The 25,697-nt window shown below is 39.5% G+C and carries 26 protein-coding genes and 1 tRNA gene; 5 read left to right on the top strand and 22 right to left on the bottom strand.

What is annotated here, in order from left to right:
* Positions 1 to 44: 44 nt before the first annotated feature.
* The 5 genes from tpiA to rpoN all read right to left on the bottom strand — a co-directional run bounded on the left by tpiA (position 45) and on the right by rpoN (position 5,853).
* The gene (gene tpiA / locus FGQ66_RS02825; protein ID WP_005878431.1) at positions 45 to 800 is read right to left on the bottom strand and encodes a triose-phosphate isomerase; all 756 of its coding nucleotides are present in this window, start codon (positions 798 to 800) and stop codon (positions 45 to 47) included.
* Positions 801 to 932: 132 nt separating this feature from the next.
* Complete coding sequence (locus tag FGQ66_RS02820) at positions 933 to 2,123, bottom strand: phosphoglycerate kinase (protein WP_005878429.1); 1,191 nt, start codon at positions 2,121 to 2,123, stop codon at positions 933 to 935.
* A gap of 108 nt (positions 2,124 to 2,231) precedes the next feature.
* Entirely contained in the window at positions 2,232 to 3,233 is a 1,002-nt protein-coding gene (gap, locus tag FGQ66_RS02815) for a type I glyceraldehyde-3-phosphate dehydrogenase (RefSeq protein ID WP_005878427.1), read from the bottom strand.
* A 40-nt stretch (positions 3,234 to 3,273) separates the two neighbouring features.
* Complete coding sequence (locus FGQ66_RS02810) at positions 3,274 to 4,365, bottom strand: sugar-binding transcriptional regulator (RefSeq protein ID WP_171024552.1); 1,092 nt, start codon at positions 4,363 to 4,365, stop codon at positions 3,274 to 3,276.
* Between the two features lie 153 nt (positions 4,366 to 4,518).
* Positions 4,519 to 5,853 carry an RNA polymerase factor sigma-54 gene (rpoN, locus tag FGQ66_RS02805; protein ID WP_005878423.1) on the bottom strand — a complete coding sequence of 445 codons (1,335 nt, stop codon included), beginning with the start codon at positions 5,851 to 5,853 and terminating at the stop codon, positions 4,519 to 4,521.
* Positions 5,854 to 5,912: 59 nt separating this feature from the next.
* Between rpoN and FGQ66_RS02800 the strand changes: the two genes are divergently transcribed.
* Positions 5,913 to 5,984 (top strand) — tRNA-Arg (locus tag FGQ66_RS02800).
* 153 nt (positions 5,985 to 6,137) lie between these two features.
* Here FGQ66_RS02800 and FGQ66_RS02795 read toward each other — a convergent pair.
* The 12 genes from FGQ66_RS02795 to FGQ66_RS02740 all read right to left on the bottom strand — a co-directional run bounded on the left by FGQ66_RS02795 (position 6,138) and on the right by FGQ66_RS02740 (position 15,819).
* Positions 6,138 to 6,371: a hypothetical protein gene (locus FGQ66_RS02795; RefSeq protein ID WP_115234550.1), complete on the bottom strand. Its 234-nt coding sequence runs from the start codon at positions 6,369 to 6,371 to the stop codon at positions 6,138 to 6,140.
* Positions 6,372 to 6,813: 442 nt separating this feature from the next.
* Positions 6,814 to 7,332, bottom strand: a complete 519-nt coding sequence (locus FGQ66_RS02790) for a GrdB-related putative oxidoreductase (protein ID WP_138301636.1) — start codon at positions 7,330 to 7,332, stop codon at positions 6,814 to 6,816.
* Between the two features lie 14 nt (positions 7,333 to 7,346).
* Positions 7,347 to 8,702, bottom strand: a complete 1,356-nt coding sequence (gene celB, locus FGQ66_RS02785; protein WP_113846085.1) for a PTS cellobiose transporter subunit IIC — start codon at positions 8,700 to 8,702, stop codon at positions 7,347 to 7,349.
* A gap of 61 nt (positions 8,703 to 8,763) precedes the next feature.
* Complete coding sequence (locus FGQ66_RS02780) at positions 8,764 to 9,093, bottom strand: PTS sugar transporter subunit IIB (protein WP_005878415.1); 330 nt, start codon at positions 9,091 to 9,093, stop codon at positions 8,764 to 8,766.
* A 58-nt stretch (positions 9,094 to 9,151) separates the two neighbouring features.
* Positions 9,152 to 10,099, bottom strand: a complete 948-nt coding sequence (locus tag FGQ66_RS02775) for a glycosylasparaginase (RefSeq protein ID WP_081134235.1) — start codon at positions 10,097 to 10,099, stop codon at positions 9,152 to 9,154.
* A gap of 151 nt (positions 10,100 to 10,250) precedes the next feature.
* Entirely contained in the window at positions 10,251 to 11,549 is a 1,299-nt protein-coding gene (locus FGQ66_RS02770; RefSeq protein ID WP_138301635.1) for a Sapep family Mn(2+)-dependent dipeptidase, read from the bottom strand.
* A 4-nt stretch (positions 11,550 to 11,553) separates the two neighbouring features.
* A complete protein-coding gene (locus tag FGQ66_RS02765; RefSeq protein ID WP_130095761.1) occupies positions 11,554 to 12,276 on the bottom strand; it encodes a GntR family transcriptional regulator, LSA1692 subfamily in 723 nt (240 codons plus the stop codon).
* A gap of 289 nt (positions 12,277 to 12,565) precedes the next feature.
* Positions 12,566 to 13,012 (bottom strand): hypothetical protein, encoded by a 447-nt coding sequence (locus tag FGQ66_RS02760; protein WP_226103339.1) that lies wholly within the window; start codon positions 13,010 to 13,012, stop codon positions 12,566 to 12,568.
* 70 nt (positions 13,013 to 13,082) lie between these two features.
* Positions 13,083 to 13,973, bottom strand: a complete 891-nt coding sequence (locus FGQ66_RS02755) for an RsiV family protein (RefSeq protein WP_138301634.1) — start codon at positions 13,971 to 13,973, stop codon at positions 13,083 to 13,085.
* Between the two features lie 13 nt (positions 13,974 to 13,986).
* The gene (locus FGQ66_RS02750) at positions 13,987 to 14,406 is read right to left on the bottom strand and encodes an RNA polymerase sigma factor (protein ID WP_230315207.1); all 420 of its coding nucleotides are present in this window, start codon (positions 14,404 to 14,406) and stop codon (positions 13,987 to 13,989) included.
* A 294-nt stretch (positions 14,407 to 14,700) separates the two neighbouring features.
* Positions 14,701 to 15,306: a DNA-directed RNA polymerase subunit delta gene (gene rpoE / locus FGQ66_RS02745; protein WP_016177384.1), complete on the bottom strand. Its 606-nt coding sequence runs from the start codon at positions 15,304 to 15,306 to the stop codon at positions 14,701 to 14,703.
* Positions 15,307 to 15,381: 75 nt separating this feature from the next.
* A complete protein-coding gene (locus FGQ66_RS02740) occupies positions 15,382 to 15,819 on the bottom strand; it encodes a YwiB family protein (RefSeq protein WP_005878400.1) in 438 nt (145 codons plus the stop codon).
* Positions 15,820 to 16,007: 188 nt separating this feature from the next.
* Between FGQ66_RS02740 and FGQ66_RS02735 the strand changes: the two genes are divergently transcribed.
* The 3 genes from FGQ66_RS02735 to yidA are packed head-to-tail and all read left to right on the top strand — an operon-like array spanning position 16,008 to position 19,017.
* Complete coding sequence (locus tag FGQ66_RS02735; RefSeq protein WP_138301631.1) at positions 16,008 to 16,838, top strand: lipoate--protein ligase family protein; 831 nt, start codon at positions 16,008 to 16,010, stop codon at positions 16,836 to 16,838.
* A complete protein-coding gene (locus FGQ66_RS02730) occupies positions 16,822 to 18,192 on the top strand; it encodes an HD domain-containing protein (protein WP_005878396.1) in 1,371 nt (456 codons plus the stop codon). The genes FGQ66_RS02735 and FGQ66_RS02730 overlap by 17 nt, the downstream gene beginning before the upstream one ends.
* Positions 18,193 to 18,207: 15 nt before the next feature.
* The gene (gene yidA, locus FGQ66_RS02725; RefSeq protein WP_138301629.1) at positions 18,208 to 19,017 is read left to right on the top strand and encodes a sugar-phosphatase; all 810 of its coding nucleotides are present in this window, start codon (positions 18,208 to 18,210) and stop codon (positions 19,015 to 19,017) included.
* Between the two features lie 85 nt (positions 19,018 to 19,102).
* Here the strand turns inward: yidA and FGQ66_RS02720 are convergent, their stop codons facing one another.
* Positions 19,103 to 19,543 carry an NUDIX hydrolase gene (locus tag FGQ66_RS02720; RefSeq protein WP_113846094.1) on the bottom strand — a complete coding sequence of 147 codons (441 nt, stop codon included), beginning with the start codon at positions 19,541 to 19,543 and terminating at the stop codon, positions 19,103 to 19,105.
* 129 nt (positions 19,544 to 19,672) lie between these two features.
* Between FGQ66_RS02720 and gloA the strand changes: the two genes are divergently transcribed.
* A complete protein-coding gene (gene gloA / locus FGQ66_RS02715; protein ID WP_138301628.1) occupies positions 19,673 to 20,044 on the top strand; it encodes a lactoylglutathione lyase in 372 nt (123 codons plus the stop codon).
* 211 nt (positions 20,045 to 20,255) lie between these two features.
* On the opposite strand, the gene FGQ66_RS02710 is transcribed toward gloA, so the two are convergent.
* The 4 genes from FGQ66_RS02710 to FGQ66_RS02695 all read right to left on the bottom strand — a co-directional run bounded on the left by FGQ66_RS02710 (position 20,256) and on the right by FGQ66_RS02695 (position 25,681).
* Positions 20,256 to 21,602 (bottom strand): TrkH family potassium uptake protein, encoded by a 1,347-nt coding sequence (locus FGQ66_RS02710; protein WP_138301627.1) that lies wholly within the window; start codon positions 21,600 to 21,602, stop codon positions 20,256 to 20,258.
* Positions 21,603 to 21,889: 287 nt separating this feature from the next.
* Positions 21,890 to 22,522: a V-type ATP synthase subunit D gene (locus FGQ66_RS02705; protein ID WP_138301625.1), complete on the bottom strand. Its 633-nt coding sequence runs from the start codon at positions 22,520 to 22,522 to the stop codon at positions 21,890 to 21,892.
* A gap of 8 nt (positions 22,523 to 22,530) precedes the next feature.
* Entirely contained in the window at positions 22,531 to 23,907 is a 1,377-nt protein-coding gene (locus FGQ66_RS02700; RefSeq protein WP_005878385.1) for a V-type ATP synthase subunit B, read from the bottom strand.
* On the bottom strand, positions 23,900 to 25,681 hold the full coding sequence (locus tag FGQ66_RS02695; RefSeq protein ID WP_138301624.1) for a V-type ATP synthase subunit A: 1,782 nt from the start codon (positions 25,679 to 25,681) through the stop codon (positions 23,900 to 23,902). The genes FGQ66_RS02700 and FGQ66_RS02695 overlap by 8 nt, the downstream gene beginning before the upstream one ends.
* Between the last annotated feature and the right edge of the window lie 16 nt (positions 25,682 to 25,697).

Here is a 25,697-nt window from a genome sequence, read left to right as displayed (position 1 = left end):
CATTAGTGCAAACATTTCTTGCATTTTTTGCAAATTTTCACAAATTATTTTACAGCGTCTAATAATGCTAAGAATGAATCAGCTTGTAAGCTTGCGCCACCAACTAATGCACCATCAACATTTTCTTTTGCCATATATTCAGCAATGTTTTCTGGTTTAACAGAACCACCGTATTGGATACGTACTGCATCAGAAACTTCTTTGCCGTATAATTTTTCAACTGTTTGGCGAACAACACCACAGATTTCATCAGCGATTTGTGCATCAGCTGATTTACCTGTACCGATAGCCCAGATTGGTTCGTAAGCGATAACCATGTTGCTTACTTGGCCGTCTGTTAACCCTTCAAGTCCAGCAGTGATTTGTCCTTCGATCCATTCAGCTGTTTTTCCAGCTTCATAAGTTTCTAAAGATTCACCACAGCAAAGGATTGGGATCATGCCGTTTGCAAAAATAGCTTTTGCTTTTTTGTTGATGTCTGCATCTGTTTCGTGGAAATATTCACGACGTTCTGAATGGCCGATGATCACATAGTCCACTCCTAGGTCTGCTAAAGCAGCTGGTGAAGTTTCACCTGTGAACGCACCTGAGTTTTCCCAGTAGCAGTTTTGTGCAGAGATTTTTAATTCTGTTCCTTCAGCTGATGCCATTAATTCTTGTAAGAATAATGCTGGAGATCCGATAACTGAATCCACTTTATCATTTGAAGGGATATTGTTTTTTACTGCTTCTGCAAATTCTTTTGCTTCAGAAGCTGTTTTGTTCATTTTCCAGTTACCAGCGATAATTGGTTTACGCATGACAGTATACACTCCTTTAAATTATGAGTCGCAGATGTTCTTCTACGTATTGAAAAAGAAAAACTACGATCCGAACGAATGCTCTCGCTACAAAAAGTAGCTTTTCTTTTCCTACTTAACTTTTACGATTGATTATTTGTCGTTGATTGCTGCTAGACCTGGTAATTCTTTACCTTCTAACAATTCTAAGCTTGCGCCGCCACCTGTTGAGATGTGTGTGAATTTATCAGCGAAACCTAGTTGTTCTGCAGCTGCAGCTGAGTCACCGCCACCGATGATAGTTGTAGCACCTTCAAGGTTAGCGATTGCTTCACATACGCCGATCGTACCTTTTGCAAAGTTACTCATTTCGAATACACCCATAGGTCCGTTCCAAACAACTGTTTTAGCACCTTGCAATGTATCAGCAAATAATTTAACTGATGCAGGGCCGATGTCTAGAGCCATCAAGCCTTCAGGGATATCTCCTTCGATGACTTGTGTTTCAACATCATTTGAAAATTCTGGAGCACATACATTGTCGATTGGTAATACAAGTTTGTCGCCAGCTTTTTCGATCAATTCTTTCGCTAATGCTACTTTATCCGCTTCAACTAAAGAGTTACCGATCTTGATGCCTTTTGCTTCGTAGAATGTGTAAGTCATTCCGCCACCGATCAAGATTTTGTCAGCTTTAGGAATCAAGTTTTCGATTACGCCGATTTTATCAGAAACTTTTGCGCCACCTAAGATTGCGATCATAGGGCGTTTTGGATCTTCAACTGCTTCACCGATAAATTTGATTTCTTTTTCCATTAAGAATCCAGCAACTGTTGGGATACCAGTTGAAGCAATTCCTACGTTAGAAGCATGCGCACGGTGAGCTGTACCGAATGCATCGTTTACAAATACATCACCTAATGAAGCCCAGTATTTACCTAGGTCAGCATCATTTTTGCTTTCTTTTTTACCATCAACATCTTCAAAACGAGTGTTTTCGAAAACAACTACGTCTCCGTCTTTCATGTTGTTGATTGCAGCTTCTAATTCAGCACCACGAGTTTCAGGAACGAAAGTTACTTCTTTTCCTAATAATTCGCCTAAACGTTTTGCAACAGGTGCTAAAGATTTGCCTGCTTTATCTTCTTCAGTTTTCACACGTCCTAGATGAGAGAAAAGGATTGCTTTTCCGCCTTGTTCTAATACGTAGTTGATTGTTGGTAAAGCAGCTTTGATACGTGTATCATCAGTGATCACGCCATCTTTCAAAGGAACGTTAAAGTCAACACGGACAAGAACTTTTTTGTCTTTTAAATCGATATCTTTAACTGTTTTCTTAGCCATTTTATATCCTCCTAAATAAACTTATTATCAAAAAAAGCGGAGAAGCGCGATTGCTTCCCCGCTTTTAAGTGTACATGTTTATTGTTTACACTTGTACGTTTGTCTATCTTATAAGTTAGCGAAGTATTCTAAAGTACGTACTAATTGTGCAGTGTATGACATTTCATTGTCGTACCAAGCAACAGTTTTAACTAATTGTTTGTCGCCAACAGTCATTACTTTAGTTTGTGTAGCATCAAATAATGAACCGTAAGTCATACCAACGATATCAGAAGAAACGATTTCGTCTGTGTTGTATCCGTAAGATTCGTTTGAAGCTTCTTTCATTGCTGCATTGATTTCGTCAACAGTTACTTCTTTGTTAAGAACTGTAACTAATTCAGTTAATGAACCTGTTGGTACAGGAACACGTTGAGCAGCTCCGTCTAATTTACCGTTCAATTCAGGGATTACTAAGCCGATAGCTTTAGCAGCACCTGTTGAGTTAGGAACGATGTTTGCAGCAGCAGCGCGTGCACGGCGGAAGTCACCTTTAGGATGAGGTCCGTCAAGAGTCATTTGGTCACCTGTGTAAGCGTGGATAGTTGTCATTAATCCTTCAACGATACCAAATTTGTCGTTTAATGTTTTAGCCATAGGAGCTAAACAGTTAGTAGTACATGAAGCACCTGAGATAACTGTTTCTTTACCAGTTAATGTTTCGTGGTTTGTGTTATAAACGATTGTTGGAACGTCATTTCCACCAGGAGCAGAGATAACAACACGTTTAGCACCAGCTGTTAAATGTTTTTCAGCAGCTACTTTTGAAGTGAAGAAACCAGTACATTCTAGAACGATGTCAACACCTAGTTCGCCCCAAGGTAATTCTTCAGGGTTACGGTTAGCTAAAACTTTAACTTCTTTTCCGTTAACATTGAATGAACCTTCGTGAACTTCAACTGTACCGTTGAAACGTCCTTGAGTTGTGTCATATTTTAACAAGTGTGCTAACATTTTAGCATCTGTTAAGTCATTGATTGCTACTACTTCGATTCCATCTACATCTTGGATACGACGGAATGCTAGACGTCCGATACGTCCAAAACCATTAATACCTACTTTAACTGTCATTTAAGATTTCCTCCTTATGAAAATCAAAAAAATATTTATTTTAAAGGGATATCCCTTTTAAAATCTCATTTGCAGCAGCTTCATCTGTGATGAGCCACGTTTGTTTTGGTGCATTTTTCATATAGGCTCGAATTGCTTTAGCTTTTGACTTTCCACCTGCAATAGCTAGGATGATCGGTACATTCGCTAAGTCTTTCAATTCTATGCCGATTCTTGGAACCTTATAAACAACTTCTCCATTCTCGTTAAAGAAATAGCCGAAGGATTCCGCAACAGCATTGGCCTGTTTTAGCATGACTAATTCTTGCTCAGTCATTTTTCTTCGTGCAGCCATGTGTAATGCACGTCCAATACTATGAATAACACAATTCGCCTGACTAATCAAGTTTAAGACTTCTTGGATAGACGGTTCATTGAGTAAAGAATTGTACGTAGCTAGACTTAATTGTTCTGGTACATACAACGCACGATGATTGCCACTTGCCTTTGTAGCCATTCTAGCACTGACCGAATTTGCTTGTACAGTTACAGCTTCTCCGATACCGCCACGAGCTGGCACAAATAAGTTATGTCGTTTACTGTTTTCCAGATTTGTCAATTGTTCAGCGACGATTGCCATCGTTGTTCCTCCCATTACGGCGATAACATTATCACCTTCCGGAAGTAAAAGATCCAACGCTTCGTCTAGTGCTTCACCGAAGCCGTCAGCGACTTTAGGCTGTTTCTCACTGTTTCCTGACACGACAATACAACGTTGATTTCCGAAATACTCAGCCAGTTTTTTTTCTGTCTGATGCATACCTAAAAGTTGATCCATGAAGCTTTCAAGACTCTGATAAACTTCCTCACCTTTTTTTGTCAACGTCATTCCGCTTTTAGAGGTGTTGATTAAATTCAACTGTTTCAATAAATCAGTTTCTGTTCGTAATACTCGTTCTGTGATTCCCATACTTTCTGATAAACTGCGGCGACCAATCGGCTGCATCCAATAAATATTTCGCAAAATTTTATAGCGTTCTTGCAGAACCTCGATAATATCTGGTGCAACAGATTCAATCATTTTCAATTCATCTAGCATAGCGATCTCCTTAGTTGGACGATAAATGTCCAATGTAGACTCAAAACGACCCATGTACGATAAAAAAAGAAAAGTGACTTTCCAATTTTTAAAAATATTAAAAAGGGAAATCTCAACCTCACGAGTGTTAGTCTAACAGTTTTATTCTACTTTTTCAATAAAAAACAACTAGAAAAAATTTTTCATTTTTTCTAGTCAAAATTCACATTAATTATCATAACGTTTTCTTTTCGATGAACTTGGGATTCCTAACAGGTCTCGATACTTTGCAACGGTTCTTCTTGAAATCAATATTTCATCTTTTTTTAATAGTTCTACTATTTTTTGATCGGATAGCGGCTTCCCTTTATCTTCTTCCTCGACTAACTCTTGGATTCTTTTTTGGGCCGTATCTGCAGAAAGGTCTTCTTCTGACATGTTTCCACTTTTTTGGATGCGATTCGTAAAGAATTTTTTTAGTTCGAATACACCAAACTCTGTCTCTAAATATTTTCCATTGACAGCACGGCTGACTGTTGATTCATGCACATCGATTTCTTGAGCAACTTCTCTTAACGTCAACGGCTTGATTGGTCGGTTCTTATTCGTAAAAAATTCTTGCTGATGCGCCACGATACTTTGCGCCACACGCAAGATCGTATCCCCTCGCTGTAAGATCGTTTTTTTCAACCAATCAAATTCCTGTTTTCGTTCTTTCAAATAGACTTGCGTTTCTTTGTCCGCTTTTTTTTGCATCTGATTAAAGTAATGTTCTTGAAAACGGACATCTGGTTGGTTTCCCCGATTTGATCGAACATGGACCTGGTTGTTCTCATCTACCATTACTCTTACATCTGGAATAATGTAAAGTTCGCTGCTTCGATCAAAAATCCTACCAGGACTCGGACTAAGGGTTTGAATATAATCAAAGATCTGCTGTACTTCGCTTAATTCAATCGAGAAGCGTTGCGCAATTTCTTTCCACTTCCGTTCTACTAACGGTTCAAAACACTCTTCTAAGATGATATAAGCTAATTCTGGTGCGAAATCATCTCTTTCTGTCTGAAGCATCAGACACTCTTGCAAACTTCTTGCGCCGACTCCTGCCGGTTCGAGTTGCTGGATCAGTGTAAGGGCATCAAGTATTTCAATCGATGACGCATTCGTATTGGTTTCTGCTTCTTTCAAATCAATCGTCAAAAAGCCGTTCAAGTCGATATACTCAACTAGATAAAGTACGAGTTTACGCAAAAACGTATCACGATAATTCAAATGGACCTGATCGATCAATGATTCAAATAAGGAAGTGCTGGTATCTGGAATTTGATTCAAGTAGTTTGTTTCCTCGCCTTCATAGTTCGACGATTTTATTTTTTGAAAGTCAGGTTGCCAATCTGGCTCTACGACTTCTAATAAAGGATTTTCCAGTGCTTGATTTTCAACAAACGCGAGCAGTTCCTCACTGTTATACTGCAATACTTGAATGGACTGTTGCAGCTGCTGTGTCATGGCTAATTTTTGTGTTTGTTGTTGTTTTTGTGAAAAGTTTTGTTGAAATTTCATTTTTTTGTCCATTCCCCTTGTTTTTTTTTTTTGGTTTCGTTACAATTATCCCAGTGCTTGCGTCCTTAGTGTAGTGGATATCACGTAAGATTCCGGTTCTTGAGACGGGGGTTCGATTCCCTCAGGACGCGTCTATTGTTATCTTAGCATATTTGAGAGCGTTTTGCTTTCTAAAATTTTCAATCAAAAAGCTGGTCCTCGATCGAGAACCAGCTTTTTATTTATTTTCTCTCTTTTATTTCCCTTACAGTCGAACATCTCCCCCTCTATCATCAAGCTTTCACTTAATTTTTGCTCGCAGAAGATATCACGTGGATTGCGTCAATAAAGCGATTAAGCGAAAACGTTAAAAATAAAATTGCCAAACTATGCACCAAGAGTGTTCCAGCATATTCAATGAGGTATTGTTCCCCAAAGACTCCCTTGGCAGAGATCGATTGAGAGATCATGACTGGAGCAATAAATAAACTGATGCTTGCTAATACATTCACACCTAATTTCACTATTGGTTTGATCATTTTTATTCTCCCATCACCTTTTATGAACGAAACATCCATTTTTTTTCCATAGCTTCTTTACAGAACTTCCAACTACAGACTAACCTAATAACTAACGTCATAAAACTGTTATGTTCTAAGTTTTTTTAAATTCAAACGTTCTTTTTTGCTCATTCTTGTTCTTTTGAAAATGGAGATACCTCACAAAAAAACAAAAAAATAGAGCATGAGACAAAAGTAAGAAATACTTTTATCTCATGCTTTAAAAACGAATAAACGGTGGGAGCAGAAGCAATTCCTTCTTAAATAAGCCGAAATTCACAAAAATTTGAAAAGTAATTTTCGTTAATTTCTTCTTATTTCTCGGAGTTACACACTTCTGTCCCAACCTCCATGAAAGTCTGATTTTTAGATGACTATTCTTACTTGATACTTTTTACTAAACGTTACAAGAAATTATTTTTTAAAATAAGAGTTCTTGTTCTTCGGCTGTCAATTCTCCTCTTTGTGCTAGGACGGTGACGCATTCTACCATATTTTTGTAGGATTGATTTAAGCCGATTCTGCCTTTTTTCGGCATTTTGATAATTGGGACTGTTTCACGAAATTCTTCAACAGCTGGGTTTTCTGCTGACATTGCTGCCGCTGCGGGGATTCCATTGTTCGCTAATGCTTTTGCTAAGCTACTTGCCATCATACCAAAATTGGGATAATGCATCGCTGGGCCGCATAATACTGCATCAGCGCCGAATTTCTTGGCAAAACCGATGAATTTTTGGTTTACCTCTTCAGGATGACTTACATAGTACTGATCACCACAGTATAAAGTTGCAATAATCTCAGCATCTTTTTCTTTGAATAGTGGAACAAGCGTTTCTGCTGGTCCCATCGCTGCTTTTTTTCCTCCTGGAGGCAGTTGCGCTTGCTCATCACTTCCCATACCAGCCGTGACATGGTTCAAAATCACGAGTATCTTTTTCATGAAATACCTCCTTTTTACAATGTATCAAAATCGAAATCATCAAAATTGATTTCTTCTGTTTCTTTTTCTTCCGCTTCATGTTCTTCTTTTAGGTACTGATTATCTAATACCTTGATAAATGGATAGTAGATTCCCATTCCAAGTAAAATCAAAACGCCTTGTAGGATCGAAGCTTGCCAGCCACTTACTAAAAATCCAGAAATGATCGGTGGTGTCGTCCAAGGAAGTTGGATACCGTTGGTGTAGGCAACCAATCCGAAATCCATACAGAAATAGGCAATGATGATATTGATCGTTGGAACAAGAACAAATGGGATCAAAATGATTGGATTCAATACGATCGGCAAACCGAAAATGATCGGTTCATTGATGCCAAAAATTCCTGGTACAAGGGATAATTGAGATAATTTTTTGATACGTTGACTCTTACAAATGATGACCATCACTAAAATCAATGATAATGTTGATCCGCCACCACCAAAAGTTGCGAACATGTCTTGGAATTGACCGGTAATGATGTTAGGAACTTCCAGACCATTTTTATAAGCGTCTAAATTTTCAATGGATAACGCACGTAGAACCGGATTGAATACTGCTCCGACTACACTTGATCCGTTGATTCCAAAGAACCAGAAAAAGTGTAAGAATAAGTACGCAATGATCATGGCTCCTAGCGTATTTCCCAAACTTAACAACGGCATTTGCAAAAACTTGAATAAAATTTCTTGCAGGTTTCCATATGAAGTTAAATCTGCTAACCAATTGGCTACCATGAAAAATGTAAGGATAACAAAACTAGGGATAAGTGCCTCAAATGATTTCACAACAGTTGGAGGGACGCCTTCTGGCATTTTGATCGTCCAGCCTTTGCGAATCAACGCAACGAACATCCTTGTTGAGAGCAATGCAACGACCATTCCCAAGAATAGACCGCTTGAACCCATCCAGCGTAATGGAAGGCTTCCTACTTCATATACTTCGGTAGAGCCTTCTGGAGTGAAGGTCGTTGAAAAAGGTGTCACGATAAAAAACGAAACTAATGAAATGATTGCTGCCTGCATCGCATCGACTTTGAACTGTTTCGCTAAACTATAGCCGATCCCACCAACGGCGAGGATCGTCATGATATCAAAACTGGCTGTTGCTGGTTTATTCAACATCGTTGCCCAGTCGTCACCTAAAATTCCGCTCATGATTTCATTCCAGTTAGGAATCGGGAAATTGGTCAATACTAAGAATAACGATCCTACGATCAATAATGGGGTAGAAAGTAGAAACCCATCCCGAATAGCGATTAGATATTTGTTTTCGCCAATGGTTTTCGCCATTGGTGTAAGGACTCTTTCCAGCCAATTTAAAAATTTCTGCATCTTTTTTCCTCCGATCTTATGTTTGATTTGGAATGTTACCGGTTACATTGCTATTTACTGTTTACTTTTTACTATCTTTGATCAATTTTAGAACATCTTTCATTGCACGTTCACCGTCCATCATGCCGTATGCTTCCGCCGCAATCGTGCCGACTGGTATTCCTTGTGGTTCAAATGTTTGCTTCATCTTGTCACTCAAATGACGAACTTGCGGTCCAAGTAAGATTGCTACTGGTTTTTCTTGTTCGACTTTCTCTTCCGCATGAATTGCTGGAAAAGCACTGATTTCCAAAGGCATTTTGTGTTTTTTCACGACCTCCATCATTTTGTTGACCATGATACTTGTAGACATTCCTGCTTCGCAAAACAAATAGATTTTTTTTGTAGCCATTCTTCTTCCTCCTTAATTTATAAATAATAGCTGAGAGCCAGCTGTATAAATAGATTTGTTAAACTGGTGCTTTGATTCTCTTCTCATATGCATCCAACCATTCTTTAGTGATCGGCTCAATGATCGTGTTTTGTTCTGGTCCTGGATTTGCTAAGTAAATAGCTGGTTGCTCTTTCTCAGTAGCAAGACTGAATGTAAATTCGACATTTGTCGCAACACCCCACTCACCTTCATTATTCATTGCGATCAGTGAAAAAGCTCCCGCTTTTCCATAACGTTCTTTCAGCGTGTCGCTGAAACGGTATACTGCTTGGTCACACGCCGCTTGTGGTGAAAGTCCTTCGCCCATCAATCGGACGATCTCATATGACAAACAGCCTTTCATCAAATCTTCCCCAAGACCTGTAGCAGCTGCACCACCGATTTTACTATCGACATAAAAACCTGAACCTGACAACGGAGAATCGCCTACGCGTCCTTGTTTTTTCATGAATAGTCCTGAACTAGAGGTTCCTGCAGCCATGCTTTGGGATTTGTCTAAGGCAACAACGCCAACTGTGTCATGACCATCATATGGACTTAGGTTTGTTTTTGCCATTTCGTCTAATCGTTTTTGCCAGATTTTTTTTGCTCGCTCTGTCAGCATATTTTTACGTTCGAAACCTGCCAACATAGCATATTCGGTTGCTCCTTGCCCGACTCGGAAACTATTGAATTTTTCCTCACTTAACCGACGTGCGACTGCAATTGGATTGGCTATATCAACGATCCCTGCGACAGCCCCTATCTTGAATGTATCACCATCCATGAATGCTGCATCCATCTCTACGATCCCACGTTCATTTGGCAGTCCGCCATACCCGACTGATTTATAAAATGGATAATCTTCCACACACTTGATGGCCGTTTCAACAGCATCACCACAAGTGCTTTGCTCTTCGAGTAATTTTTTTGCTGCGAGAATGCCGTCATGCGCCATGCGCCAAGTTGCTATAATTCCCCACATACCTACTCCTCCTGACTATACTAACGCTTACAATTATTTTTATTTAGTATATACTAATATGTCTATACTAAAAAGAGGCTTATCCAAAAATCTAATCGATTTATAAGATAAGCCTTCTTTATTTCATTATAAAAATCTTCCACTATAGAAACTATTCTAACAGTGCCTGGATACTTTTTAGATAGATCTCTAAATTCATACGTAGATCTGCTACATCCATATATTCGTTTTTATTATGCGCAATCCCTTTTTGCCCTGGAAATGAAGGGCCAAATGCTAACGTATTCGGTATCTTTCTAGCATACGTAGCCCCTGTGGTTGTTACTGGTGTTGGGTCATTACCGGTGACTTCACCATAGATCATTGATAGTTTTTGGATCTCGAGTGAGTCTTTTTCACGACAGAATCCCGGAATACTGCGTGTCACCTCATAAGAAGCACCTTTAGGCAACTGTTGCGCCAATCGACGAAGTACCTCGTTTTCACTAGCAGAAACTGGGTAACGGAAGGCGATTTCCAGATTCAAACCCGTCTCGCTTTTTTGTAAAACTACTGGTGTAAGGATGAGTTTACCAGAATCCTTATCTGCCAAGGCAAGATCGATTCCTTCACCGTAGTGTTTGCCGTGAAAGCTTTCAGCGATCCACCTAAAATAACTTTGTAGTTGTGCAGGTATTTCAGCCTCTTTTAGTTTCTGTGCGAGTAAAGTAATCGCATTCTCACCCATTTCTGGCGCATTGCTTGGTGAACGTTTGCCTGTCACCTGATGAGTGGTGCCATTGATTGTTACACCTAGTTGATCTGGAACATGATCTCTGTATTGATCTCCTGAGAATTGACTGATCTGACCAAGCACTTCTGGATCAAGGGGAAGCTTGATCGTTACATTGACGACTCCACGTTCACCATAGACTACAGGGTATTTGCAGTCAGGGGTAAATCCAAAAATCGGCGGTTTTTCCGACTTTAAATAGTGCGGGATATCAGACATCCCACTTTCTTCATCTGTACCAAATATAAGTCTGATCGTCTTTTTGGGAACAAAACCACTTTTTTTCAATAAAAACAGCGCATAAAGACAACTAATGATTGGACCTTTATTATCTAAGATACCTCGACCATAAAAACGTCCCGCTTTTTCAGTCAAATCAAATGGCGGAAAATCCCAACCTGTTCCTGCAGGTACAACATCAAGGTGGCCAATGATTCCAATATATTCTTCACTGTTTTCACCCCATTGAACATAACCGATGGCATCGTCGATTACGTTCGTCTTGAAACCCTTCGCTGCAGCCTCGGACAAAACAAGATCCAATACTCTTCTTGGTTCTGTCCCATACGGTGCGTGATGTGCTGGTTTACCTTTCACACTTGGGACTTGCATTACCTTTTGAAGCAAAACTAAAAACTCTTGCCAATGTGAATCAATACTTGCGGTTATTTCTTCCATTTTGTCACCCCTTATTGTGTCGTATCAATGTATTTTTGAATGTATATTTATCCGCACGATAAAACGAGCGGTCATATAAAATAGGGCGGGCGGCTGGTGAATACGTCATGGAGTGAACTAGCAGCATGGGTTCCCCAACCTGGACTTTAAGTAGTTTTGATACATCTTTAGTGACTTTTACTGCTTCGACCTCTTGATGTGCATAACCGATCTCGATATGTTTTTCGATTACTTGATACAATGAGCCACTTAACTCTTTTTTTGTTGCCTCCCCTATATAGCGTTTCAGTACGTAGAGGTTTTCGACTGTCATTGGTTCATCTTCAAAAGACCGTAGTCGAATCAAGTGAACGATTGGCTCAGAGGCATATTCGCCAAATGCCTGTTTTATTTTAAGGGGCAGTTCCTCGGCAATCTCATATCCCAGCACTTCTGTTTTTGTTTGTTTTCCTTGGATACGAGCCGTTTCAGTAAAACTTTGCAGACCACCAGAGCCACTTTGGATCTTTGGTTGCTTCATGACATATGTGCCTTTTCCTTTTTCTTTTACTAAGATATTCTGACTGATCAATAATTCAATCGCTTTTCGTATAGTGAGCCGACTACATTGAAATTCATCCGCTAGATCATATTCAGAGGGTAGTTTTTGACTAGATACATAAACACCATCTTCCACGCGTTCTTCAATTTTGCGTGCAATCTCCTGAAATATCGGCTGGTTTTTCACAGCGTTCCCTCCTAATTTCTGTTTCTAATACAATATGGTATCCCTTTCATTTCAAAAAAATTCAACTTTAGAATTACTTTTAAAAGAATACCAACAAAAATAAGTATATACCAATAAGTATATACTTTCACTTAAAATTTCAATTTTAAGAATAATTTATCCAATTGAATGAACGAAAAGAGTCGTTCATTGGTAGCTGCAGAAATAACTATCCCTACTCGGAAATAATTTTTCCGATCAAGAGCACTCCAACGAACCGACTCTTTTCGTTTTCTTCAATTACTGTAGTTTAGTCTTCATGATAAGGAACATAATCTTCATAACTTTCGCTACTATTCAATTCTTCATTTTCTAAAAGCATGTTTGCTCCGCCCATCAATTCAGAACTCATTGGACCATTGAGTAGGCGATCATTCTCTTCGATCAATCGTTGATAATCTTCTGAACTGATGATAGCACCTGTTTTGATATTTTTGTATTGTTCAGGTAACGGTTCTTGTCCTAAATCAACATTTTTATTCTCAAACTCTTCTTCTTTGTAAGTGACGAAATAGCCATGGGACAGTTTCTTTTTGACCGTGTAGTCACATTGTGGACAACGGATCGGCATTTCTTTTTTTCGATGATGGACAACATTTGTCACTTCATTATAATAAAATTTCGTTTGACATTGCGGACATTTCAATTTGTCATCAAGCATTTTGATCGTCTCCTTCAACATTTCTTTGTCTACCACTTTTGTCTACTACTATAGTAGCGCAAAAGGAGAATTTTGGACAAATGAAAACTATTTTGACGATACAAAGCTAACGGTCTAAGTAATCACTTGTTGCCAATAATTTGCTGGTTATCGCTTTTGGAATCACAAATTCTGGATTCCCCATATAGCCTGGAGCAATAGCAAACTGGTCGTAAACCAAAACAAGCTCGTAATTTTTATTGATGTAAAAAGACGTATCCTTCGTTACTAACGGGATTTCTTCTACTCCTTCTTGAAAATCTTTGTTTGTCCAGTAGTATTTCTCTGGATTTTCTTTTACTTGTTCGCTCATTTGTTGTTTGACCTCTTTAGTCAGTGTAGAAATATACTGGTCATCCTTGAACAACAATGGCAAAGATAAAACTACACTGTTTTGTTTATCGATCGTGTCATATCTTTTTTCTGTATAACTATCTGCAGCCGTTTTTGTTAGGTTTCTTTCAACAACTAAAAAGCGCGTATCATCTAGGACCTTCCGATAATCACCCGTAACTTGAAAATGACCCTTTTCAATATCCTGATACTCCATTTTTGCTTTTTCAAATTCGACTTTTCCTTCGCGAAAGTATTTTTTGTTCAATCCACTGATGGTTTCATTTTCTTCACTTTCACTTGTCGTTACTTGCGGAACATCGATAGTGATACCCTTATCAGACAGCTGCTCCCCTAAGAGCAATCTGACAGCTGGACCAATGATCGGGAGGTCTTCAGCAAAACTACGTGCCTGATCGCTAAAAAGCAGGCTGCTAGTTGTTACTGCCAATAATGCAATAGTGACTAAAAATCCTTTTATTTGTTTTTTTCTTTTTAACTTCCTAACGAGCAAATGCTCTTCCAAGGAATAACGGTTGAATATCTCATTCTTTATGTTCTCAGGTATTTCTTGTTCTCCATATACTTTCTTTAGTACATCCAGTTCTTTTTGGGCAGAATACATTCTTAACTCTCCTTTACTGTAAAATTTTTCTTAGCAGATTTAATGAACGATACATCTTGGTTTTGACTGTATTTTCGTTCAGCTCTAATATCTCAGCGATTTCTTTCAAGCGAAACCCTTCAAAAAAGTGAAGAATCAAAATTTCTTTTTCCGGACTGTCGATACCTTCTAATACTTCGTAGAGCTCTTTTGTAGAAATTTCAGAAGGATCTACCCCGACTGAGCGTGCTTCTTCAAAAGGTTCAAAGCGGTAGCGTTTTTGTTTTCGCCAAGCATCGATAGCTGTTCGGATAAGTATTCGATAGAACCATGCGGCAAAGTGTTCGATGTCTTCTCCTTTCTCAAAATAAGTTAATGCTTTGTGAAAGCTATCTTGCATGACATCTAATGCTTCTTCTTTATCATGAACATAAGTCATTGTGATCCGATACATCTTTTCATATTCGGTTTGGATCAATTCATTTAATAAACGTTTAGATTTTTCAATCTGTTTCTTTTTCCTATAACTAGTAAAAATCGAACTCAGCCCCTTTCCGTCTCACCTACTATGACGTTTTAAATCACCAAAAAGTTTCAAAATGATTTATTTTTTTATGTACATACTGATTTAAAGATAGAAAAAAGGTGAGACAAAAGTAAGAAACACTTTTGTCTCGCCCTCTTCTAAATACGAAAAAAAGGCGGGGGCAGAAATAATTTCTGCTGTCCCGCCCTCTTTGAAAGACACTTACTCTTCAGTAAATTCTTCGTCTTCGTAGTCTTCATCGTCATCTTCTATAATGCTTAGATCCTCTTCGATGTTTCCTGGCAATTCTTCTTCATCATCACTTGTATCGTCTGCACCTATTTCTTGTAGGTCAGAGTTATAAGCAGCGATTTCTTCATCATCGTCATCATCATCTTCAAAAAGATCATCATCGTCTTCGTCAGACAAATCAGTATCTTCTGGGTCGTCATCATTATAATCGATTGCATCTTCATCGTCATTGATAAAGGCATTTACTTTTTTACGTTTGCGTCGACGAGGTGTATCTTCATCTTCTTCGTCGATTCCATGGTTGACTTCTTCATCGATTGAATCGATTGCATACCATGAACGCAAGCCCCAGCGATTGTCGCCTAATGAAATAAAGCTACCATCAATATTTAAGTCAGTATAAAATTGTGCGAGTGAATCACGAATTTCACTATCTGATTTCCCAAGATAGTTTTGGATTTGATTTGCTAAATCAGAAAAATCCATCACATCGCCACGTTGTTCTAAGATCGCGTGTGCTACTTCGATCATCGATAATTCGTTTTTGTTTGCACCTTCAAATACACTAATTTCCAATCAGGACACGTCCTTTCACAGTCTACTCCTTATCATACAAAATCAAACGCAAAAAATCAAACGTTTCTTTACGATTTAAGCAGTAAAGTCCAAAGTTAAATAATATTCACCTAATTTTTCAGGTCCCATAAATAAATCATAATCAATGAGGACTTTTCCCGCTGTTGGTCGATCCTTCAAACTTACATGTAATTCTTTTGTAAATGTTTCAACTTGGATCATTCCGTAAGGTGTTTTATAATTCGTTTCTAGGCGCTCACGGTAGCCGAATTTCAAGCGCATCCGCATCTCACCTGCGCGAATCAATTGGACATGACCATCTGGCATCAGCTTGATCGTCACTGGCACTTCCTTATCTGTTCCCTCTTGGACTTCTTGATAACGTATGTATAGAGTGTCACCGATTTTGACCATTTGTCCTTTTAAATCAAAGAAAAAATCTTGCTGTTCACCGTGTTGTTGAACTTTCGTGCGTAATTTAATTGAAATAGGTGTACCATTTGATCGTTCCATTTTTTCATTCTCCTTTGCTTCTCATAGCTACATTGTTCCCAGTTTTCCCATATTTGTCAACCAACTTGTATGAAAACCTAAGAAGATTTTTTTCACAACATCTTTTATCATTTAGAGTATAATAATGAAGAAACAGGCTTTCAGCACTCTGTTTTTTCAATCAACCAATTACAAAAGGAGTGAATGGCATGTATCCAACAACCATTTTGGATCAAAAAACTTATCATACAAATGATTTTACCCCTTTTGCCCTGACGGATATATTAACCGAGTATTCCAAAAAAAACAATACGGTCTTTTTACATTTTTGGCAATACGATCAAACGGTGATTCTAGGAATGAAAGACACACGAACACCTTATTTGAAAGACGGAATAAAGGAATTAAGAGACTTAGGATTCGTCCCAGTGGTAAGAAATTCTGGTGGATTGGGGATTATTTCAGATAGTGGGATCTTGAATATCTCATTGATCTTCCCTCAAAACGAAGACGCCAAGATCTCGATCGATGATGCGTACAAAAAAATGCTGACACTGACTAAAGTAGCATTTCCTGAGGCTGACATCCAGGCCTTTGAAGTCACCCATTCCTATTGCCCTGGTACTTATGATCTGAGTATTCGTGGCAAAAAATTTGCTGGGATCGCTCAACGAAGAATAAAAAATGGCATCTCTGTTATGATGTATTTAAGTGTCAATGGCGATCAGCAAGCAAGAGGATCAGCCATGAAAAAATTCTATCAAGCATCTTTACAAGATGACTTTGGAAACAATGGCTATCCTGCAGTCATTCCTGAAAGCATGAAGACTTTAGAGACACTGCTTGCTGCTTCCTTTACTGTTGAGGAAGTCAAACAACGCTTCATTCATGCTTTCAATCAGTTATACTTACCTGGTCAGCAATTTGACTCCAATCAATGGAAAAAGGACCATGTCCTTACAGATGAATGGACAGCACAGATCGATCGTATGCAGGAACGAAATAAGATAAAGGAGCTTGCCCATGACTATACCATATAAATATCAGATGCTACCGATGGAAAAAGTTTTTCGTGATCCTGTTCATAACTACATCCATGTACAGCATCAAGTAATTTTAGATTTGATAAATTCCAAAGAAGTCCAGCGCCTTCGACGGATCAAGCAGCTAGGAACAGCTTCCTTTACCTTTCATGGAGCAGAACATAGCCGCTTTACACATTCTTTAGGCGTATACGAAATATCGCGACGGATCTGCGATATTTTTTCCCGTAACTTTCCTCAAGAAAAAATGGGTCGTGATGGCTGGGATGATCAAGAACGTTTAGTCACGTTATGCGCAGCGCTACTTCATGATATCGGCCATGGACCTTATTCACATACATTCGAACATATCTTTCATACGGATCACGAAGCAATCACTGTCGAAATCATTACTTCACCTGAAACAGAAGTTTACCAAATTCTTAACCGAGTAGAGGCTGGTTTCCCAGAAAAAGTCGCGAGCGTAATCCAAAAAACGTATCCTAATCCTCAAGTCGTCCAAATGATTTCTAGCCAAATCGATGCAGATCGCATGGACTACTTGTTAAGAGATGCTTACTTCACTGGCACAGAATACGGAACATTCGATCTCACTCGAATCTTGCGTGTGATCCGTCCGTATGAGGGTGGTATCGCCTTTTCAATGAGTGGGATGCATGCAGTGGAAGATTATATCGTTAGTCGTTACCAGATGTATGTCCAAGTTTACTTCCATCCAGTTTCCCGTGGAATGGAAGTCATTTTGGAACATCTCTTGCACCGTGCCCATGAACTTTATCGTGAAGATCCTAGCAGTTTTGAGTTGCACTCACAACTTTTATTGCCTTTTCTTGATGAAAAATTTACATTGAATGACTATTTAAAATTAGATGACGGTGTCTTAGGAACTTACTTCACTCAATGGACAGAATCAGATGATCCCATTTTAAATGATCTAGCCAAGCGCTTTTTAAATCGAAAACCATTGAAATCAGCTGCCTTTTCTGGTGATCGCTCGTCACACTTGATCAAAGAATTGACTACACTTGTTGAAAGAGTCGGCTATAATCCTATTTACTATACTGCAGTGAATTCAAGTTACGATCTGCCTTACGACTTTTATCGTCCTGAGGAAAACCGCCACCGCACGCAAATCGAGATTTTGAGAAATGACAGAACTTTGGTAGAATTATCAGAGGTGAGCCAGCTGGTGGCTGCTCTTGCTGGACAAGAGCAAGGAGATGAGCGTTTCTTTTTCCCTAAAGAAATGGTCGATCCATCTTTACGAAACCACTACGATCTATTCGATGAAACGTATCAAGAATTCGCCCGTCATATACGTAATGGTTCATTGATCGAGGAAATAAATTAAATACTGGAGGAAATTATGTCTATCAAGTTAGTCGCCATCGACATCGATGGTACCCTATTAAATGAAAAAAGAGAAATCACGTTAGAAGTCAAAGAAGCAATTGCAAAAGCTGTAGCCCAAGGAGTGGCCATCGTATTATGTACAGGTCGTCCATTACCCGGTGTCAAAGAGCAATTGGATGAATTGGATCTATTCCAAGAAAATGATTATGTCATCACTTATAACGGTGCATTAGTTCAACAAACAAAATCTGGTAAGATCATTGCCCGTCATGGATTGACCCATGAAGATTTCCTAGAGATCGAAGTAATGGCACGTCGCGTCGGCAGCCATCTACACTCGATCGATGACAAAGCGATCTACACACCCAACCGTGACATCAGTGCTTACACGATCCATGAAGCAAGCTTAGTCAAGATGCCATTGAAATACCGCACACCCGAAGAAATGACACCGGATATGAATCTAGTGAAGATGATGATGATCGATGAACCAGAAGTCTTAGATGCTGCCATCGCTCGTTTGCCGCAAGCTTTCCGTGAAAAATATACGACAGTGAAGAGTGCTCCTTATTACTTTGAAGTGTTGAATAAAGAAGCAAGCAAAGGAGCAGCTGTAGCAAATCTTGCCCAACATTTGGGTATCGCACAAGACGAGATCATGGCGATCGGTGATAACGAAAACGACCTCTCAATGATCGAATATGCTGGATTAGGTGTCGCTATGGGAAATGCTATCCCACTAGTGAAAGAAGCAGCAAATGTCATCACGACCACAAACGATGAACATGGTGTAGCAGAAGCAATCAAAAAATATGTATTATAGTTTTAACTAATACTATCGTCAAAATTGCATGTGAAAAAAATTAAGAAACACAAACCTCTTCTTTACTCAGGTTTGTGTTTCTTGTTTATTTCTTTTTTGTTAGCCATTGCTCAACAGCCCATTTATGACTCCCACGTTTCAATTTTTGGATAGCATCACCGGGACTTACCCACCAGATCTGATTCGTTTTTTCAGTCGGTTCCCCCACTTGTTGCCAGTTGCTTGCAACATAAAAATAACCGGGATTATAGTAATGTGTTTTACGATAATTGGAATAAAAATATTCATCTGCTTCACCTAGATAGATGTCGATCTCCGCCGCGATCCCCATCTCTTCGATCAACTCACGACGAAGTGCTTCTTTCTTTGTTTCTTGCCCTTCAATCTCTCCACCAGGTAAAAAAAAGGCTCCATTTGGTGCTTCAATCAGTGCAATTTCGTTATTTTTTTCGACGATTATATAGGCAGCATATCGATTCAAATACTCTGCTGATTGTTCTTTCTCACCAAATACTGGTTTATCCATGTTTGTTTGTCCACCTTAAACTTATTTTCTTTTATTCTACATGAGAGTTTTCTCATAAACAAGCGCAAATCTATTATTTTTTATTCTTTTTTTGATATGATTGAAAAAAAGAAAGGATGGATTTTACTTATGAAAATGGCTCATACTTGCGTACGAGTAAAAGATATTGACGCTTCCCTAGAATTTTATCAAAAGGCATTTGGCTTTGAAGAAAGCCGTCGTCGCGACTTTCCAGAAAGTAAATTTACACTTGTTTATTTAACTTTACCTGGAGACGACTACGAATTGGAGCTTACTTATAATTATGACCATGAAGCGTACGATTTAGGAAATGGCTATGGACACATTGCAATTGCCTCAGATGATTTAGAAGCACTTCATGAAAAACATCAAGCAGAAGGATTCAATGTGACTGACTTAAAAGGTCTGCCTGGAACAGCCCCTTCTTATTACTTCATCGTAGATCCAGACGGCTACAAAATCGAAATCATCCGTGGCTAAATCACTATCTAGATACTAAAAAAGAGGTCAAGATAAATTAAAAAAACGAGCATGGGACAAAAGTAAAAAACACTTTTGTCCCATGCTTTAAATATGAAACGATAAAAAAGAAGCAGCCTCTTCGATAATCAATCCGATATTCACAAAAAGTTGAAACGCAATTTCTGTGATCCTTTTACTTTTTTGAAGTGAAACCCTTCTTTTCCAACCTCTAGCCAATCATGACACTTTCTTCAGGGAGCTTGTAGTTTGGTTCTGCTTTGTTTGCTTTGACTAATAAAGAAAAAATGACAGTCATGACCCCAACACGCCCGATATACATCAATGAAATGATGACCAGTTTGCCAACAACTGATAAGTCTGGTGTCAGACCCATTGTCAACCCTACCGTACCAAAAGCGGAAAATACTTCAAAAGCAATGTACTCGATTCCCGAAGTACTTGGAATGGTTTCTGTGACAGACAAGATCATGATAGCCACTACACATAACGTCAGAGTAACAAAGAAGAGTGTCAAAGCTCGTAGAACAGCTGCTTGGCGAATTGTTCGACCAAATGCTTCCGCACGAGTTTTCCCTTTGAACATCGCCCGCATCTGAATGAACAATATCCCTAACGTCGTTGTTTTCAAGCCGCCAGCTGTTGACCCAGAAGTTCCTCCGATATACATCAAAAACATTGTTACGATCAATCCTGCATGGCTCATCTTCAAGTAATCAATGGAATAATACCCTGCAGTTCTTGGTGTCACACTCATGAAAAAGGTGTTCGCTAACTTTTCCCAAAATGTTCCATCTACTAGTTTCAGTCCATTTCTTTCCGTAAAGAAAAACAGAATAAATCCACCGATCAGTAGGCTGGCTGTCACTGTCAACGCAATTTTGGAATGTAGCGTGATTCTTTTTACTTTGTGATAGCTTAACAAATCTCGCCAAACAATGAACCCTAACCCACCTGCAATGATCAATACTGAGATCACCATGATCAAATAAGCGTTTGTCTGATAGTCATGCAAACTATCTCCCAGTAAATCAAACCCTGCATTACAAAAACTGGATACTGCATGAAAAATACTAAACCAGATACCTTTGCCCCAGCCAAATTTAGGCACAAATGCGAAACTCAATGCTAAGGCACCCAATAACTGGATAACTACTGCAAATTTCAGGATATAAAGCATAAGACTCATGACACCAGAAATCTCTTCAAGGTTTAATGCTTCCTTTAAAACGATCCGCATACTGAAGCTGACTTTTTTCTTCGCTAATGCGAAAAAGAGAATAGGGATCATCATGAAACCCAATCCACCTATTTCAATCAGCATCATGATCAAAAACTGGCCGGCACTGTTCCAATGCTCTGCTGTATTTAGTGTGGTCAATCCTGTGACGCAGATTGCCGAAGTAGCCGTAAACAACGCATCCAAAAAATTGGTTTGTTCCCCGTTTTGACTAAACATTGGCAAGGAGAGCAAACCTCCTCCAATGAGTATCAAGACAAAAAATCCTGCCGCAATCAATTGTACGGGCGATATTTTTTTGTTCCTTTTCTTTTTCATGACAGACATTCCTTTTTTGTTTTCATTTACAAAAGTGAGCGCGTGGGACAAAAGTAAGAAACACTTTGGTCTCATTCTTTAAAAACGAATAAACGGTGGGAGCAGAAGCAACTCCTTCTTAAATAAGCTGAACTTCACAAAAATTTGAAAAGCAATTTTCGTGAAGTTCTTCTTATTTCTCGGAGTTAAACCCTTCTGCCCCAGCCTCTTTTTCGATTCTCTCAAGCTTTTGCAGCAAATTTTTCGTTTCGTCTAAAGGATCATTCACTCAGACGGTCGCTTTTTGGCTACTGCTTGTTGCCCATATTTTTGACTTTGATCAAACGAGTCACTTCCGCACGTTCATTTTCTTCCAGTTTCATTTTAATATAATAAATCGTTTCTTCCAACTGTGGGATCGTCATATACTCTAAAGCATTGACCCGTCTTCTTGTCTTCTCGATTTCTTCTGCCATCAACTGACACGATTTTTCGATTTCTGATAACTCTAGAAGTTTCGGCAACAAATGGGTGAAACGGTCGATCGAGCGATCCAATTCAGCATTGGAATTCAGAAAACCATATTCTAATGGCGCATCACTTAGTTGCTCATCATACTGAAAATTCATGATTGGTACTTTGACACTCATGATATTTTTCTCTATGACAGAAAGTTCCACATTTTCAGTAGGCAAAGCGAGCAACTCCTCAATGAACGAGTCATTGATCGTTGATTTCGCCAAAACGAAGTCACTCATCGCCTGTTCCATTGTTTTTTCCACTGTCTGTCGCAAGTCATTATTTTTACGAATCAATAGAATAAATTGTCGCATCAATTCATCCTGTTTGTCTTTTAAAAGTTTATGCCCTCTGGTTGCGGTCGTCAATTGTTTTTTTAATCGAGTTAATTCCATTCTAGTTGGATTGACGTTTAATCGCATCGAAAAACTCACTTCCCTTCCGGCAGATACTTGTCCAGTAGATCGTCTTTGATCCGTTTTAATTCAGTTCGTGGAAGCATCGCTAAAAGTTCCCAACCTAAATCAAGTGTTTCTGTAATTGTTCGGTTTGTATAGAATCCTTGATTCACGTATTCATTCTCGAATCGCTCCGCAAATTTCGCATAGATTTTATCGACATCTGATAATGCAGATTCGCCCAAAACGACAGCTAATTCTTTTGCCTGTTTTCCCTGTGCATAAGCTGCGAATAGTTGATTCATCGTTGCTGCATGATCCTCTCGCGTTTTCCCAGCACCTGTTCCTTTGTCTTTCAAACGAGAAAGAGACGGCAATACATCGATTGGCGGCTGGATGCCACTCTTATACAGCTCTCTAGTCAAAATGATCTGTCCTTCAGTGATGTAGCCGGTCAAATCGGGTATTGGGTGGGTCTTATCATCTTCTGGCATCGTCAAGATCGGTATTTGTGTCACTGATCCTTTCAACCCTCGAATACGCCCTGCACGTTCAAACAATGTCGCCAAATTCGTGTAGAGATAGCCCGGATAGCCACGGCGCCCTGGTACTTCTCGACGAGCAGCGGAGATTTCGCGCAACGCTTCGGCATAGTTGGTCATGTCTGTCATGATGACCAACACATGCATGCCTTTTTCATAAGCCAGATATTCTGCAGCTGTCAGCGCCATTCTTGGTGTCGCGATCCTTTCGATTGCTGGATCATTGGCCAAATTCATGAACATCACCGACCGATCGATTGCGCCCGTTTGACGGAAATCTTCCATGAAAAACTCTGCTTCTTCAAAAGTGATCCCTATTGCGGCAAAAACGACAGCAAAATCATCTGAAGAATCCAGTACAGTTGCTTGTCTCGCAATTTGTGCAGCTAATTCTTTATGGGGTAACCCTGAACCAGAAAAGACTGGTAGTTTTTGTCCGCGAACTAACGTGTTCAAATGATCGATTGCCGAAATACCTGTTTGGATGAACTCATCGGGATAGTCTCTCGCAACGGGATTGATTACTTCACCGTTGATATCCAAATATTTCTCTGGCAAGATTTCTGGTCCATTGTCTTTTGGTCTACCTAGTCCGTCAAAGACGCGACCGATCATATCTTCTGATACACCCAATTGCAGTGGATGACCTAAGAAACGAACAGAAGAATCTCTTAGATTGATTCCACTAGTTCCTTCAAAAATCTGGACCATTGCTTTATCTTCTTGCACTTCAAGTACTTGTCCCCGACGGATCTCACCATTTTGCATGCGGACTTCGATCAGTTCTTCATACTTTACTCCAGAAACTTTTTCTACCGCCATCAAAGGTCCGACCACTTCTTCGATCGTTCGATATTCTTTAATCATTGGTCATTCCCCCTTCAGAGATGATTGCTTTTATCGTTTCTTTGATTTCCTGATTGATCGCATCTAATTTTGATAGATCGTCTTCTGGAATGTATTTGCTTCGACCGATACGTTCTCTGATAGAAACAGTGCCATCCATGATCTCATTAAGATACGCGCCTAAACTTAAAGCTTTTCGTGCTTCTTCCCCAAACATCAAAATCATTTTTAGTATTTTGAATTGTTTTTCCCTAGAAGTAAATGTATCGACATCATCAAACGCATTTTGTTGTAAGTAGTCTTCACGGATCGATTTTGCGACTTCCAATGTCAAACGGTCATTGTCGGATAAGGAGTCGATCCCTACTAAGCGTACGATTTCATTCAATTGTTCTTCTTCCTGTAAAATACGCATGCCAGTGGCAACCATCTCTGACCAGTTTTCTTGTAACACTTGATCCATATATTTTCCTACTTCAGTTGAATATAAGGAATAACTTTGGATCCAGTTGATCGATGGGAAATGTCGTTTTTGGGCTAACGTTGAGTCCAATCCCCAGAAAACTTTCACGACCCGTAACGTATTTTGTGTGACTGGTTCTGAAACATCCCCGCCAGATGGTGAAACTGCGCTGATTGCTGTAATACTTCCTTCACGATTATCTGAACCTAACGCAATCACTCTACCAGAGCGTTCATAATATTCTGCTAAACGAGAACCTAGGTACGCAGGATAACCTTCATCCCCAGGCATCTCTTCCAAACGTCCGCTCATTTCACGGAGTGCTTCTGCCCAGCGAGAAGTTGAATCTGCCATGATTGCCACATCATACCCCATATCACGGAAGTATTCCGCGATGGTGATACCTGTATAGATAGAAGCTTCTCGAGCCGCTACCGGCATATTGGAGGTATTAGCGATCAATACTGTACGTTCCATCAATGACTCCCCAGTATTTGGATCGATCAATTCTGGAAACTCGTTTAGTACATCCGTCATTTCATTGCCACGTTCACCACAGCCCACATAGACCACTAAATCAACATCTGCCCATTTGGCGATCTGATGCTGTACAACTGTCTTTCCCGCACCGAATGGACCTGGAACAGCTGCTGCACCACCCTTTGTTACAGGGAAAAATGTATCGATGACCCGTTGTCCTGTGATCATTGGTGCATCAGGATTCAATTTTTCTTTGATAGGGCGGCTTCTTCGTACGGGCCATTTCTGTAACATCGTTAATTCTTTCTTGCCATCTTCTGTATTAATGACACAGACTGGTTCATCGATCGTAAATGAGCCTCTTTCGATCTTCTCGATTTTCCCTTTGATACCGTTAGGGACCATGATTTTATGCTTGATAATCTTAGTTTCGTCGACATAGCCGATTACATCACCAGCACTGACCTCATCCCCGATTTCACTTATAGGTTCGAACCACCATTTTTTCTCATGATCCAATGCGGGCAATTGGATACCCCGGCCTAGGAAATTACTTTGAGTTACTTCCATAAATGTATCTAAAGGCCGTTGGATACCATCAAACATTTGAGCGATGATCCCTGGTCCAAGTTCGACTGACAATGCTTCACCAGTCGATCGAACGGGTTCTCCAGGACCGATGCCTGAAGTTTCTTCGTAAACCTGAATTGATGCGACATCGCCACGCATCTCGATAATTTCACCGATGACTCCTAAATCTCCCACTAAACACATGTCTTGGATACTTGCATCCGACATATTTTCTGCCATAACGAGAGGACCGGAGACTTTTATGATTTTTCCAATTTGCAAATGATTATCTCCTTTT

Origin of the sequence: Enterococcus sp. BSD2780061688st2 D3 (assembly GCF_005844145.1) — a bacterium.
Taxonomy (GTDB): domain Bacteria; phylum Bacillota; class Bacilli; order Lactobacillales; family Enterococcaceae; genus Enterococcus_B; species Enterococcus_B durans.
Note: the sequence above shows the minus strand (reverse complement) of the source record. Positions and strands in the feature narration are given on the sequence as shown.

Coding starts and splice junctions, on each gene's coding strand:
- tpiA (WP_005878431.1), bottom strand. CDS start 800: ATGCGTAAACCAATTATCGCTGGTAACTGGAAAATGAACAAAACAGCT.
- FGQ66_RS02820 (WP_005878429.1), bottom strand. CDS start 2,123: ATGGCTAAGAAAACAGTTAAAGATATCGATTTAAAAGACAAAAAAGTT.
- gap (WP_005878427.1), bottom strand. CDS start 3,233: ATGACAGTTAAAGTAGGTATTAATGGTTTTGGACGTATCGGACGTCTA.
- FGQ66_RS02810 (WP_171024552.1), bottom strand. CDS start 4,365: ATGGGTCGTTTTGAGTCTACATTGGACATTTATCGTCCAACTAAGGAG.
- rpoN (WP_005878423.1), bottom strand. CDS start 5,853: ATGAAATTTCAACAAAACTTTTCACAAAAACAACAACAAACACAAAAA.
- FGQ66_RS02795 (WP_115234550.1), bottom strand. CDS start 6,371: ATGATCAAACCAATAGTGAAATTAGGTGTGAATGTATTAGCAAGCATC.
- FGQ66_RS02790 (WP_138301636.1), bottom strand. CDS start 7,332: ATGAAAAAGATACTCGTGATTTTGAACCATGTCACGGCTGGTATGGGA.
- celB (WP_113846085.1), bottom strand. CDS start 8,702: ATGCAGAAATTTTTAAATTGGCTGGAAAGAGTCCTTACACCAATGGCG.
- FGQ66_RS02780 (WP_005878415.1), bottom strand. CDS start 9,093: ATGGCTACAAAAAAAATCTATTTGTTTTGCGAAGCAGGAATGTCTACA.
- FGQ66_RS02775 (WP_081134235.1), bottom strand. CDS start 10,099: ATGTGGGGAATTATAGCAACTTGGCGCATGGCGCATGACGGCATTCTC.
- FGQ66_RS02770 (WP_138301635.1), bottom strand. CDS start 11,549: ATGGAAGAAATAACCGCAAGTATTGATTCACATTGGCAAGAGTTTTTA.
- FGQ66_RS02755 (WP_138301634.1), bottom strand. CDS start 13,973: ATGTATTCTGCCCAAAAAGAACTGGATGTACTAAAGAAAGTATATGGA.
- FGQ66_RS02750 (WP_230315207.1), bottom strand. CDS start 14,406: ATGTATCGGATCACAATGACTTATGTTCATGATAAAGAAGAAGCATTA.
- FGQ66_RS02740 (WP_005878400.1), bottom strand. CDS start 15,819: ATGGAACGATCAAATGGTACACCTATTTCAATTAAATTACGCACGAAA.
- FGQ66_RS02735 (WP_138301631.1), top strand. CDS start 16,008: ATGTATCCAACAACCATTTTGGATCAAAAAACTTATCATACAAATGAT.
- FGQ66_RS02730 (WP_005878396.1), top strand. CDS start 16,822: ATGACTATACCATATAAATATCAGATGCTACCGATGGAAAAAGTTTTT.
- yidA (WP_138301629.1), top strand. CDS start 18,208: ATGTCTATCAAGTTAGTCGCCATCGACATCGATGGTACCCTATTAAAT.
- FGQ66_RS02720 (WP_113846094.1), bottom strand. CDS start 19,543: ATGGATAAACCAGTATTTGGTGAGAAAGAACAATCAGCAGAGTATTTG.
- gloA (WP_138301628.1), top strand. CDS start 19,673: ATGAAAATGGCTCATACTTGCGTACGAGTAAAAGATATTGACGCTTCC.
- FGQ66_RS02710 (WP_138301627.1), bottom strand. CDS start 21,602: ATGAAAAAGAAAAGGAACAAAAAAATATCGCCCGTACAATTGATTGCG.
- FGQ66_RS02705 (WP_138301625.1), bottom strand. CDS start 22,522: ATGCGATTAAACGTCAATCCAACTAGAATGGAATTAACTCGATTAAAA.
- FGQ66_RS02700 (WP_005878385.1), bottom strand. CDS start 23,907: ATGATTAAAGAATATCGAACGATCGAAGAAGTGGTCGGACCTTTGATG.